We start from the raw sequence: 12,221 nt of genomic DNA, 5'->3' as shown, positions 1-12,221 counted from the left end.
GACTCCCCGCCACCCGGTGTCGCGGGATCGGCCTGTCCGCCCGAGCATGCGGCCAGGCAGATCACGAGTCCTGCAACCAGGAGCCGGCGCACCATGGCCGACCGATGCCCGGTCTCGCCGTGCGGCAAACCGGTCAGGTGACCAGGCCCGGCCGCTATACCCTCGCCTCGGCGCCGCGCCCGATCTCGCGCATCGCATCGGCGTAGCGCAGCCGGGCCCGCTTCGCCTCGCCGTGCCGGCCGGCGAGGTCGAGCAGTTTGACCACCTCCCGATGGCAGGGCTCGTCATAGGGGTCACGGGCGAGGATCCGCAGCAGGTAGCCCAGCGCCTCGTCGGTCGCGCCCCGGTCCGCGGCGAGCGCCGCGAGCAGCCGGGTGATCCGCAGGTAGGTGGCCCGTGCCTCCTCGCGGGCCGGCACCGCCCAGTCGTCATACGGCTCGTCTTCGAACACGTCGCCGACGTAGCGGCGCTCGGCGGCGGCCAGCACCTCCCTCGCCTCGGCGAAGCGGCGCTGCTCGTGCAGCCGCCGGCCGATCTCGGCCTCACCGAGAAACGTGTCCAGGTCGATGTCGAGGTGGGCCGGATCGGCGGCGAGGGCGGTCGAGGTGGCGAACACGTAGTGGTCGCTCGGCAGCCTGCGGTCGGGGTCGAGCACGGACCGCAGCGTGGACAGCGCCACCGACAGCCGGTGGGCGACGGCCTGGTGGTCGTCGTCGTCCGGCCACAGCAGCCCGGCCAGCTCCTCGCGGGCGACCCGCCGCCCGCGCCGGGCGACCAGGATGCGCAGCAGGTCCTGCGCCTTGCGGGAGCGCCACGCCGGGCCGGGCGCCTCGTCGATGAGGACCTCGAACCGGCCGAGCACCCGGACCGCCACGTGCGGCGCGCGGGCGGCGCTCGGGTCGCCGGCCGCGGCCGGCAGCACGCCCGCGGCCTCCAGCGAGGCGCGGGCCACCCGTGAGGCGAGCTGCTCCTCGTCGCTGGCGCCGGGCAGTTGCCCGAGGCGGCAGGCGACGCGGTCGGCGTCGAGCCGGGCCCCGGTGGCGCGCCAGGTCCGGGCCGCCTCGGTGAGGGCCGTGCGCCGGGCCGACGGCCGGTCGCTGGTGTCGGCGCGCAGCTCCAGGGCTTCGGCGAGGCCGGCCCGGTCGCGGTGCAACCGGGCGGAGTCCTCGGCCCGGTCGGCGGCCGCCGCGGCGGCGAGGCCGTCGCCAGCGGCGATCGCGGCCCAGCCGACGGCGAGCAGCGCGCGGGTGGCCAGGGGGCCGTTGGCGCGCGAGGCGGCGGTCTCGGCGTGGCGCCGGGCGGTGGCCGGGTCGTCGTACGCGACCAGGCACGCCAGCCCGGCCAGCGCGGGGACGAAGCACTGCTGCATCCCGTCGGTGTCGGCGGCGCGCACCGCCTCCTCGTACGCGGCTCGGGCCAGGCTGCGCTGCCCGCGCCGGGCCCGCACGTCACCGAGGATGGTCAGCGCGTACGCCGTCTTGCCGGAACCCGCCCGCTGGCTGATCGCCAGGGCCCGCTCGCCGCAGCGCTCGGCCTCGTCGAGCCGGCCGAGCCGGGCCAGTGCCTCGCTGCGGTTGACCAGCGCGACGGTCAGCGCGGTGGCGTTGCCGGACGCCTCCGCGGCGGCCACCGCCTCCGCCGACTCGGTCAGCGCCTGCGGGTAGCGCGCCTCCTCCAGCAGCTGCGACAGCCGGTTGCTGCGGATGCGGGCGGCCTGGACCGCGTCGCGGGCCGCTTCGGCGTGGGCGAGCGCGATGGCGTACTGCTCGATGTTGCTCGCGCGGTCGCCGGTCAGGACGGCGTGCAGGGCCAGCGCGACGTGCGCGGCGGCCAGCGCCCGGTCGTCGCCGGTGGCGGCCGCGGCGTGCCGGGCGCGCTCGGCGTGGTCGCGGCAGGCGTCACGGTCGCCGACGCTCCAGTGCACGGTCGCGGTCCAGGACAGCAGCAGCGCCTCGTCGACGGTGTCGGCGCGGTCGAGGCGCCCCCGGCCGAGCACGTCGAACGCGGCGCGATGTTCGGCGCGGGCGTAGTACGCCAGGCCCAGCCGCCAGGCCAGCCCGGGTTCGATCGAGGCACGGTCGGCCAGCAACGGGGTCAGGCAGGCCAGGGCCTCGTCGAGCCGCCCGGTGACCGCCAGCGCCTCGCCGTGCAGCAGCCGGAGCCCGTCGTCGGCGTCGGCGGTGGCGGCGTCGATGACCACGCCCGCGCCACCTGCGGCGACGATCGCCGAGCCGTGCTCGCGCAGCAGCGCTGCCACCCCGGCCCGGTCCCCGGCCCGCAGCCGCGCGTGCGCGGCCTGTGTCCAGATGCTCCGGTCGGCGTGCCAGGCGCCGGCTTCGGTGTGCAGGCGGCGCCTGGCCGGGGCGGGCAGCGGCTCGCGCTGCGCGGCCACGGCGGCCAGCGCGGGCACGGGGCGCAGCCAGTGCGGCATCGGCGCCAGCCCGTACGTGCCCGGCGGAGCGCCCGCGGGCAGGACGAGCCCGGTGCGGGTCAGCAGCCGCAGCGTCCGGCGGTCCCGCGGGCCGACCAGGTCCTCGCAGACGGTTCCCAGCTCGCCGAGCCTGCCCAGCAGCCGGCGCTCCGCCGCGGACAGGTGGCCGAGCACGTGGTCGGCGACGTAGGCGTCCAGTTCGGCGCCGCCGGCGCACAGGGTGGCCACGGTGCCGCCCTGCAGGTGCCGGCCGGCGCGGTGGACCAGCGACGGCCAGCCCGCGGTGAGTTCGTGCACGGCGGCGGCCAGGTCGGCGGAGCCGAGGCCGTACTCCTCGGCCAGCACCCGGGCCACCGCGTGTTCCGGCAGGGCCAGGTCGTGGGCGTCGAGTGCCGCGCAGTCCGCGGGCAGCCGGCCCGGCCACGGCGTACGCGAGATCAGGACCACCCGCGTCGTCGCGGGGAGCCGGTCCAGCCGGGCCACGAGGGCCTGCGCGGCGGCGGTGTCGAGCATGGGCAGATCGTCGATGACCAGCCAGTCCTCGACCGCGGCCGGGTCGACGTCGCTGTCGGCCCAGGTCGCCCGCTGATCGGCGAGCCAGGCCCGGACCAGCCAGGACTTGCCGAAGCCCGGCGCGGCCGTCACGAGCAGGCGGCGTCGGTCCGGCAGCATCGGCACGGTGGGGAGCGCCATGTGCCCATTGAGGCAGAGTGGCCGCGCGAAACGCTCGGACCGGTCGACATCGTGACAGTCCGCGTTTGACCGGAGTTTGACGCCGGCCGTACGCCGATCCGGACCCTGGGTGGCACCCGGCCGTTGCGGCCGCCGAAGATCCTGGGAAGGACGACACATGGAAACGACCACGGCGCCTCGACGTGTAGGCCGGCTGCGGCGGCTCGCGCTGCTGCTGGCGGCAATGGTGGCCGGTCTTGGCGTGGTCACGTTCGTGGCCCCGAGCCCGGCGCAGGCCGCCACGTCGATCACCTACTGCTTCGAGTACCCGAAGAAGACCCCGTGGGGCTGGATCTGGGTGGAGCACTGCTTCGAGGTCCCGTACGCCTACGAACCGAACCCGTGCTGCATCTGGGACTACGGCATCGACCTGGGCATCGACAAGGTGCTGCCGGAGGAGATCGAGCGCGGCTTCCTGGGCCACGTCGCCAACGGGCTGGGGCTGCTCGGGCAGGCCCGGCAGGCCGACCCCCGCACGGCGGCGGTGCTGCGGGCGCGGGCGCAGGACGCGTTCATCGCCGGCGCGGGGCTGGTGCGGGGCGCGAAGGTGACGGTGGAGCAGGTCGGCATCGCCGACCTCGACAAGCACACCTTCGACCCGCAGCCGAATCCGTGGCTGCGGTCGGCCGCCGTCGACGTCGCCGACGGCGTCGGGCTGATGCAGAAGGCGCTGACCGATCCGTCCCCGAATCCGTGGACGCAGGCCGCGATGGCCGAATTCGAGAAGGCGGCCGCCCAGTTCGCGGCACCGCAGCTGGGCTGAGCCCCGCGCGCCGGGCCCGGGTGGGGCTGAGCCTCACCCGGGCCCGGCGCGTCTGCGGTCCGGGGGTGCCCGATGCCGCGTCACTGCCAGACGTCGACGAGGCCCGCGACGATCAACACCGTCAGGGCGGTCAGGGTCATGGCGGTCGCCACGGCGATCAGGTGGCCGACGACGACGGCGGCGATCATCCTGCCGACGGGGTCGACCGCCCAGATCTTGCGCATCCCGGTGTGGTAGCGCACCCTCATGGTCGACCCCAGCGGACCGGGCTCGGTGTAGCCCAGGTCCAGGCCGCGATCGAAGGCGTCACCCGATGTCGTACGCCCGGTGACGCGGACGCTCCACCTCAGGTCGCCGTCGGAATCCGCAGTGGACTCCCGGACGGTGACGGTTGCGTGCACGGACTCGCCCTGTAGCACCGTCCGCCAGAGCCGCACGTACATCCAGGCGGCCGCCAGCACCGCCCAGCCGATCAGCAGCAGGCCGCTGAACAGCCCCGCGGTGATCGCCAGCCGCTCCGGAGTCGGTTTCGCGCCCTCAGGTCCGGCTGGCAGCACGGTGGCGGAGTACAGCGTCAGCAGCACGACCGCCGCGACGGCGGCGGCGGCCCACCACAGCAGGCGGCGGCGCGGTGCGGGGCGGGATTCGCGGTCGTCGTCGACGGTCACATCCACATGGTTCCCTGCGGCGTCAACCGGGCCGGCGACTGACGTGAATATTGTGGTATTCATGTAGGCCGATCTCCTACCTTGTGCCGCATGAAGACGTCCAGGCGAACCAGGCTCGGCCTCGCGGCAGCCGCGGCGCTGCTCTTCGCGCTGCCGGGGACTGCCCACGCGGCCGCTCCGGCCCCCGTCTACGCGCCGTCCGCCGCGATCGCCGACCCCGGTGTGCTCCGGGAGAACGGTGACTTCTACGTCTACTCGACCGGATCCGGCGTACGGGTCAGCCGGGGCGACGAGGCCGTCGGGCCGTGGAGCAACACGGGCGCGGCACTCGACCTCGACCCGATGCCCGGCTGGATGGCCAACGGCGACGTCTGGGCGCCCGACGTGTGGCGCACCGGAGCCGGGTTCGTCATGTACTTCGCGGCCGTGGCCAAGGACTTCGGCGGCCAGCGCTGCATCGGCGTCGCCGTCAACGCCACCGCCGACCCGGGCGGGACGTTCCAGCCGGCCGACCAGCCCCTGGTCTGTCCGGGCGGGCGGCACGGCGGCGAGGACCGGGTCCCCGGGCGGCCGATAGCCGACGCCGGGGTCATCGACCCGTCGCCGTTCACCGACAGCGACGGCAAGCGCTTCCTGCTGTACAAGACCCAGCAGACGCCGTCCACGCTGCGGATGGTCCGGCTGGCCGACAGCGGCCTGCACTGGTTCGGCAACGACAGCGGCGAGCTGCTGCAGCGCGACGGCATCATCGAGAACCCCGTGCTGGTCCAGCGCGGCAACCAGTTCGTCCTGTTCGCCTCCCGGTACGGGTACGACAACTGCAGCTACGCGACGGTCTGGCTGCGGTCGGCGGACCGCTGGCACTTCGGCGGCGCGACCGAGCACAGCCTGCTGACCACCGCCGGGACCGGCATCTGCGGTCCGGGTGGCAGCGATGTCACCACGTCGCTGGACGGCGGCTGGCGGATCTTCCTGCACGGCTGGGTATGCGGCGCCGGCACCAAGGCCTGCACCCCGAGCCAGATCGGCAACGGCGCCGACCGCCGGCGCGCCCTGTACGCGGCCATCCTGAACTGGGGCGCGGACAACGCGACCCCGGTCGTCGGCGCATTTCTGTGACCTCGCGAAAGGAAGCGGCAATGCAGCTGAGGCGCGCCATCTGCGGCCTGTTCGCCGCCACGGCGGTGCTGACCGGTCTGGCGGCTCCCGCGTCGGCGATCCCGAGCTGACCCGGCCGTTCACCGCGCGGACCTGGACTCCGACCGTGGAACGCGTCGCCGTGGTCGCGGTCACCGCGAAACTGTTCCACGGCAGCCGGCGGCACGACGCGCGGATCCGGACCTATACGGGTAAGACTGTGCAGGTGAGTGGCAAGACGACGGCGATGAGCGTGATGAGCGACGGCGAGATCGAGCGGCTGTCGCCGCCACTGCGGTATGAGATCCGGGCGCTGGCCGTGCCGGCACGGGGCGCGGCCGCGTGAAGCCGGTGAACCTGCGCATCGCGCAGATCGCCGACCTGCACTTCGGCCGCGACATTCCGGCGGTCGCGCAGGCGTTGCTGGCCGAGCTGCACGAAGCCGCCCCGACGCTGGTCGCGGTGTGCGGCGACCTGACCCAGACGGCGCGCGAGGCCGAGTTCCGGGCGGCTCGCGCGTTCCTGGCCGAGCTGCCCGCCCCGGCGCTGGTCGTGCCCGGCAACCACGACCTGCCCGGCTGGCGGGTGTGGGCGCGGTTCACCCGGCCCTGGCGGCCGTGGCGGCAGCACCTGGACTCCGACCCGTACGGCGCAGTCGCGCACAAGGCTGACGGCCTGGTCGCCGTAGGTGTCAACACCGCCAGGCAGTGGGGCTGGCACCCCGACTGGTCGCGGGGCCGGATCGACGCCAGGCAGCTCACCTCGATCGGCGCGGCCTTCGACGAGGCACCGGGCGACGATTTGCGCGTGGTCATCGCCCACCACCCGTTCCTGCTGACCCCTGCAGGACAGCACCGCGGACTGGTCGGCCGGTCGAAGGCGGCCCTGCGGCGGTTGCGCCGGCGCGCGGACCTGCTGCTCGGCGGGCACATCCACCTGGCGTACAGCGGCGTCGCCGACGGCCTGGTCGTGGCGCAGTGCGGCACGGCGTTCTCGGACCGGCTCAAGGGCGAACCCAACAGCTACAACCTGATCGAGGCCGAGGGCGACCGGATGACCGTGTCGACCCGGCACTGGGACGGCGACCGCTTCGGCACCCACCAGCGCACCGACTACGCCCGCGACGGCCACGAGTGGACCACGGTCTGAGTTGCTCCCGGGAGGTCACGGCTGGACGAGGTACGCCCCACCCAGCAGACGGGTGCCGGAGCGATGCATCGGCACGACGTAGCGGAGCCGGGCAACGCTGTCAGACCCGTAGGCACAGGTCAGCGAGGTTTGTTCTTGGGCCCGAGATCCTTTTCGGCGATCACGAGGTCCCGGCGGTTGCGGCGGCGCAGCGCGCCGGCCACCCCGGCGGCCGCCGCTCCGGCGAGCACCGTGAAGACCGCCACCCGCGCCCCGACCGACATCCCGTTGCCCTGCGTAGGCATCGCACACCCCCTGTTCCTGCAGCATAGGGCCTGTCCCGGCCGCCGCGGCGGGGTTGGCGCGACTGGCTCGGCGGCCGGTGCCCGTAGGTCACCCGTCGCCGGACTGCCGCAGCCGGGCTCGCTCCTGCTCGATGATCTGGCGTTCGGCGGAGGCCCGGGTGCTGTCGCCGTCGGAGGTGTCGACGGCTTGGGCGTTGGCGTCCTTGAACGCGCTGCGCCGGGCGTACTCGTCGAAGATCGCGGCCTTGCCCGCGACCAGCTCGCGCATGCTGGTGTCCACGGTGTCCTCGGCGATCAGCCGGAACACCTGCACCGGGCGGACCTGACCCATCCGGTGGCAGCGGGCGATGGCCTGCTCCTCGGTGCTGGGCTTCCACTGCGGCTCGACGAGGATCACGACCGAGGCGGTCTGCAGGTTCAGGCCGACGCCGCCGACTTCGATCTGGCTGACCAGCACCGCCGGTCTCTTGCCGGCGGTGAACTTGTCGATGACCTGCTGGCGCTGCAAGGGTGGCGTCGAGCCGGTCAGCGGCCCGTGCGCGCGGGCGCCCAGCGCCGCGGCGACCGCGGTGAGCACGTCCCGGAAGTACGAGAACACGACGACCTTGTGCCCCTCGGCCAGCGCCTCACCGGCGATCTCGCGGATCTGGTCGAGTTTGGTGGAGGTCTTCGCCGGGTCGCCGAACGTGGCCCTGCGCATGGTCATGAAGTGTCCCTCCCAGACGGCCTTGCGGTAGGCGGCGGCCTCGGTAGGGGCCAGCGTGACCGGCAGCACGTTCTCGATCCGGGCGGGCAGTTCGGCGAGCACGTCGGACTGGTTGCGGCGCAGGTACGCCGGGGCGATGGCCTGCCGGAACGCCTCGGCGGACGGCGCCGCGGCGGCCTGCTGGGCGACGTCGGCGTTGACGTGCTCGGTGAGCGCGGCGAACTCCGACACCCGGTTCTCCAGCGGGGTGCCGGTCAGCAGCGCGACCCGCTCGACCCGGTCGATGAGTCGGCGGCTCTGCTTGGTGCGCCTGGTCTCCGGGTTCTTGATGTAGTGGGCCTCGTCGAAGGCGGCCATGGCGACCGTGACGTCCTTGAGGTCCAGCCGGTCCAGGGCCGTGTACGAGGCGACGCCGATGCCGCCCTGGGCGCGCCAGGCGGCGGTGTTCTTGGCGAGGTCGCCGCCGTAGAGCAGACGCGGGGTCAGCCGGCAGTGCCGTTTGATCTCGTGCATCCAGTTGCCGGCAAGGCTCGGCGGGCACACCACCAGGAAATGCCGCTCGCCCTGCGCCGCCAGGTGGCACATGGCGGCGAGGGTTTCGACGGTCTTGCCCAGGCCCATCTCGTCGCCGAGGATCACCCGCCGCTGCACGACCATGAAACGCGCGCCGAACGACTGGTAGCCGCGCAGCGTGGAGATCAGCAGGCTGGTGTCCAGGCGCAGCTCGTCGATCCGCACGGCGTCGTCGGCCGACAGGTGATCGGCCGGGCCCCGCTCGCCGGTCCGCCGGCCGGTGACCTCGGCCAGCAGGGTCAGGAAGGTCGCGGCGTCGGCCTTGTACTTCTGCCAAAGCTGCTTGGCCGTGGGTTCGGCCGCCAGCGCCGTCGCGGCGGCCTGCACCCGGGTGCGGGCGGTTTCCAGCCGCGGCGAGCGCAGGTCGGCTTCGAGCGCGGCCAGCTCCGCGGCATCGGCCTGGCGGCCCTGGCGGCCGCGGAACAGGCTGCGCCAGCGGTTGTTGGCCCGCCGCGCGCCGTCGATGCGGCCGGCGACGGCGTCGTGCAGCTCGCCGGCCCGGCCGAGGACCGGGCGCGCCCGGCGGCGGAAGACGGCCAGCCGGTGCAGCGACAGCAGCAGGTGGGTGTCTTCCGGGGAGCGGCGGTCGGGGTCGGGGCGCAGTACCGTGTCGGCCTCGACGGTCTCGGCCAGCGACTCGATGGCGGCCTCGATCTGCGCGACGCTGGCCGAGCCCATGCCGGGGTACTGGTGGAGCTGCTGGCGCCGGGCGATGAGGTCGCCGACGGTTCTGAACCCGGCGGCCTGCAGCGGGCCGAGGCGCAACCGGCCGTCGGCCGTGTCCCGCAGCCGCGCGATGTCGGCCTGGTGCAGCCGCTCGTCGAGCAGCCGCCGCCGGTGGGCGTCGGCGAGCCCGCGGATCTCCGTGACGAGGTGCTGCTCGGTGTCGAGCAGCGTGCGGGCGGTCCGCTGCGCGTCGGCGGCGTCGGCGACCAGGGCACGCGCTTCACGGCTGCGGGCAGCGGCGACCATCGTGACCTCGTTTCACACCCGCCGCGCCGGTACGGCGCGGACCATGGATTCTTGCGTTGATGCGGGCCGCTCGGCATCGGGCCGTCGGCGCTTGCGGCGTCGGCCGCCCGCCACCCTCATGCCCACCGGGCAGCGCCGTCACGCCCTCGTCGGCTCAGCTGTCGGTGCCGGCACGAGCACGGGGCAGCCGCAGCAGCGGCAGCGGCCGGTGCGTACGGATGATCCAGGCCTCGAACCCGTTGAGCGCGAGCAGGACCGCGACCAGCAGCGCGGCCGTCACCAGGATCGGGAGCACGACGGCAGCCGCGGCCACGGCGCAGCAGGCGAGCGCGGCGGTGAAGCGCTGCAGCGTCGCCGCGCCGAACATGCGCCAGCGGGCGTAGCAGAACCCCCACAGGTACAGCGCGACGCCGGGTGCCAGCAGCAGTTCGGGCAGGCTGTGCGGCACGTCCAGGGGATGGGCGAGCAGCTTCTTCAGGCCGACGGCGACGGCCACGATCGCGATCACGTAGCCGAGGTGGGCGTAGCTGAACACGTCGGTGACGATGCGGGACTGGGCGGGCGTGTGCTCCAGGCTGTGCCGCACGGCCGGGGCCCCGTAGTGGAAGTACGTCCACCACAGCAGCACGATGAGGGTGAAGGCGAGCAGCAGCGCGGCCAGTTCGGGCGCGGCGAGGCGACCCGCGGCGGCCTGGTTGCCGGTGGCCACCACTGTCTCGCCCAGCGCGATGATCAGCACCAGGCCGAACCGCTCGGGCAGGTGGGCTGTCTCGAACCGCATCCCGCTCAACCGCCGCCGCAGCAGCCGCGGGCTGCTGAGCTCGATGAGCGCGGCGGCCGCCCACAGCGCGGTCTGCCACGACCCGCCGAGCAGGGCGCCGGCCAGGTACAGCGGGGCGCTGACGAACAGCGCGACAGCGAACGGCTCCAGTGCCGGCCGGCGCGTTCCGGACAGTCCACTGCGGACCGCCCACAGCACCAGCCGCAGCACGGCGTACGCGACGGCGAACAGCACCGCGTGCTCGCCCCAGGCCCGGCCGATGGCGACCGACACCAGCAGGCCGCAACCGGCGGAGCCGAACAGCACGAGCCTGCCCGCGGCCCGGTCGACGCGGCTGCCGGCCAGGTTCGCCACCAGGGTGGTGCCGACCCAGCCCCACCACAGCGGCAGGAACAGCAGCAGCGTGCGGGCGGCCTCGCCCGCGGTGTGCGCGCCGGCCAGCGTCGTGGTGATCTGGGTGATCGCGAACACCCAGATCAGGTCGAAGAACAGCTCCGCCCAGGCGACCCGTTGTTCCTCGTGGTGGGCGGGCGGGGCGGCGGGGGTTTCGGCGACCGGGTCTGCGGCGAGCGGCGGGTGGTTCACGGGACTCCCTGCGGTGAGGCTGCCCGGCAACGCTATGGGCCTGCGGCCCGCCGGACAACTTCTTACTCAGCAGGCTTTCTTGAACGGCTTCGGCATCGGCGGGGCGTGGTTCGGGGCCACGTACGCGGCGATCAGGCGGAACACGTGGTCGCTGGCGTCGGGGTAGTTGCCCTCGCAGTCGAACGCGCCCGGCAGGAAGGTGACGGCCACCGAGATGCCGACCTTCTCCGGCGGCAGGTACGACTCGGGCGCGCTGTACCCGCCGACCAGGGGGTTCTGCATGATCCAGGCACCGGAGCGGATCACGCCCAGGCCGAAGTTGTACCCGTCGACCTGTTTGAAGCAGGACGGGGCGCAGTCGGCCTGCGCCTGCCCGAACCCGATCAAGTTCGTGTCGGTCATCGCCCGGTAGCTCGACTCCGACAGCAGCTTGCCGGTGCCGACGGCGACGGCCGTGGTGGCCAGGTCGTCGATGGTCGAGGTCTGGTTCGCGCCGGGCGGGGTGCCCCAGTCGGAGTTCCAGAACGTCGACTCCTCGTAGAACGCGGTCTTCGGCGGGACGCCCAGCGCCTGGCGGCGCTCGGAGCTGAACGAGTGCAGCACCGGCGGCGGGATGGCCCCGGTCTGGGCGGCAACGGTGTCCGTCAACCCCATCGGATCCAGGACCTTCTCGCGCAGCAGCACGTCGAGCGGCTTGCCGCCGATCTTCGCGAGGATCTCGCCGAGGATCATGAAGTTGGTGTGCGAGTAGCTCCAGTTGGTGCCCGGCGCGAACTGCATCGGCCGGGAGAACGCGTACTTCAGCCGCCGTTGCACCGTCCAGGACTGGAACGGGTCGGCGTTGAAGGCGGCGTTCCAGCCGGGGTCGGTCTCGTAGTCCGGGTAGCCCGAGGTCTGGTTCGCCAGCATCTTCAGCGTGACCTTGCCGGATTCGGCCAGGGCCGGCATCCAGCGGTCGATCGTGTCGTCGAGTCCGGCCCTGCCCTCGTCGACGAAGAGCATCAGCAGCGTGCCGAGGTACGCGAAGACGACCGCGCCGTTGCGGAAGCGCATGTCCGTGGTGGCGGGCACGCCGTCCAGGGACTGGCCGAACGCCTGGGACGTGACGACCTCGTCGCCTCTGGTCACCTTCACGATGACCGCCCGCAGGGACTGGGCGGCCATCTCGTCGCCCACGATCTTCGCGATGGCCTCGGCCTGAGGGGTCGGGGCCATCGCGGTGACCTTCGCGGACGCGTCCGCGGGGACCGTGCACGCCCCCAGCGCGAGCACTCCCGCGACGGCGGCGGCCAGCGCGGCGCGGCGGCGGGGCCGGTCGTCGGTCTCGATCACCCTGTCCTCGCCTCCGGTCCGGGCGTCCGGGTGGACTGCCGCTGTCGGGTCACTCAGAGCGTATCGACGTACATGGGGCAAAACGCCGCATTGACCAAAGACAGTCGG

The 12,221-nt window shown here is 73.6% G+C and carries 10 protein-coding genes; 4 read left to right on the top strand and 6 right to left on the bottom strand.

What is annotated here, in order from left to right:
* Positions 1-154: 154 nt before the first annotated feature.
* Positions 155-3,124: a BTAD domain-containing putative transcriptional regulator gene (locus F6W97_RS14470; protein WP_155370822.1), complete on the bottom strand. Its 2,970-nt coding sequence runs from the start codon at positions 3,122-3,124 to the stop codon at positions 155-157.
* Positions 3,125-3,281: 157 nt separating this feature from the next.
* Between F6W97_RS14470 and F6W97_RS14465 the strand changes: the two genes are divergently transcribed.
* Positions 3,282-3,926, top strand: coding sequence for a hypothetical protein (locus F6W97_RS14465; RefSeq protein ID WP_155370821.1), 645 nt, complete (start codon positions 3,282-3,284; stop codon positions 3,924-3,926).
* 80 nt (positions 3,927-4,006) lie between these two features.
* On the opposite strand, the gene F6W97_RS14460 is transcribed toward F6W97_RS14465, so the two are convergent.
* Positions 4,007-4,594 carry a hypothetical protein gene (locus tag F6W97_RS14460; protein ID WP_155370820.1) on the bottom strand — a complete coding sequence of 196 codons (588 nt, stop codon included), beginning with the start codon at positions 4,592-4,594 and terminating at the stop codon, positions 4,007-4,009.
* A 90-nt stretch (positions 4,595-4,684) separates the two neighbouring features.
* On the opposite strand from F6W97_RS14460, the gene F6W97_RS14455 reads away from it, so the two are divergent.
* The 3 genes from F6W97_RS14455 to F6W97_RS14445 all read left to right on the top strand — a co-directional run bounded on the left by F6W97_RS14455 (position 4,685) and on the right by F6W97_RS14445 (position 6,880).
* Positions 4,685-5,713 (top strand): family 43 glycosylhydrolase, encoded by a 1,029-nt coding sequence (locus F6W97_RS14455; RefSeq protein ID WP_155370819.1) that lies wholly within the window; start codon positions 4,685-4,687, stop codon positions 5,711-5,713.
* Between the two features lie 145 nt (positions 5,714-5,858).
* Complete coding sequence (locus F6W97_RS14450; RefSeq protein ID WP_155370818.1) at positions 5,859-6,077, top strand: diacylglycerol kinase family protein; 219 nt, start codon at positions 5,859-5,861, stop codon at positions 6,075-6,077.
* Positions 6,074-6,880 (top strand): metallophosphoesterase family protein, encoded by an 807-nt coding sequence (locus F6W97_RS14445; RefSeq protein WP_230686674.1) that lies wholly within the window; start codon positions 6,074-6,076, stop codon positions 6,878-6,880. Before F6W97_RS14450 ends, F6W97_RS14445 begins: the two co-directional genes overlap by 4 nt.
* Before the next feature lie 119 nt (positions 6,881-6,999).
* Here F6W97_RS14445 and F6W97_RS14440 read toward each other — a convergent pair whose 3' ends face one another.
* The 4 genes from F6W97_RS14440 to F6W97_RS14425 all read right to left on the bottom strand — a co-directional run bounded on the left by F6W97_RS14440 (position 7,000) and on the right by F6W97_RS14425 (position 12,113).
* On the bottom strand, positions 7,000-7,164 hold the full coding sequence (locus tag F6W97_RS14440; RefSeq protein ID WP_155370817.1) for a hypothetical protein: 165 nt from the start codon (positions 7,162-7,164) through the stop codon (positions 7,000-7,002).
* 88 nt (positions 7,165-7,252) lie between these two features.
* Positions 7,253-9,415, bottom strand: coding sequence for a DEAD/DEAH box helicase (locus F6W97_RS14435; protein ID WP_155370816.1), 2,163 nt, complete (start codon positions 9,413-9,415; stop codon positions 7,253-7,255).
* A 154-nt stretch (positions 9,416-9,569) separates the two neighbouring features.
* Positions 9,570-10,781 (bottom strand): low temperature requirement protein A, encoded by a 1,212-nt coding sequence (locus F6W97_RS14430; protein ID WP_196279140.1) that lies wholly within the window; start codon positions 10,779-10,781, stop codon positions 9,570-9,572.
* A 66-nt stretch (positions 10,782-10,847) separates the two neighbouring features.
* Positions 10,848-12,113, bottom strand: a complete 1,266-nt coding sequence (locus tag F6W97_RS14425) for a serine hydrolase domain-containing protein (RefSeq protein ID WP_230686673.1) — start codon at positions 12,111-12,113, stop codon at positions 10,848-10,850.
* Positions 12,114-12,221: the final 108 nt, after the last annotated feature.

This window comes from Catellatospora vulcania, from assembly GCF_009720385.1.
GTDB lineage: Bacteria > Actinomycetota > Actinomycetes > Mycobacteriales > Micromonosporaceae > Catellatospora > Catellatospora vulcania.
This window is presented reverse-complemented; position numbering and strand designations above follow the sequence as displayed.

Excerpts from the sequence above, each read along its gene's own strand:
- F6W97_RS14470 (WP_155370822.1), bottom strand. The coding sequence starts at position 3,124 with ATGGCGCTCCCCACCGTGCCGATGCTGCCGGACCGACGCCGCCTGCTC.
- F6W97_RS14465 (WP_155370821.1), top strand. The coding sequence starts at position 3,282 with ATGGAAACGACCACGGCGCCTCGACGTGTAGGCCGGCTGCGGCGGCTC.
- F6W97_RS14455 (WP_155370819.1), top strand. The coding sequence starts at position 4,685 with ATGAAGACGTCCAGGCGAACCAGGCTCGGCCTCGCGGCAGCCGCGGCG.
- F6W97_RS14440 (WP_155370817.1), bottom strand. The coding sequence starts at position 7,164 with ATGCCTACGCAGGGCAACGGGATGTCGGTCGGGGCGCGGGTGGCGGTC.
- F6W97_RS14435 (WP_155370816.1), bottom strand. The coding sequence starts at position 9,415 with ATGGTCGCCGCTGCCCGCAGCCGTGAAGCGCGTGCCCTGGTCGCCGAC.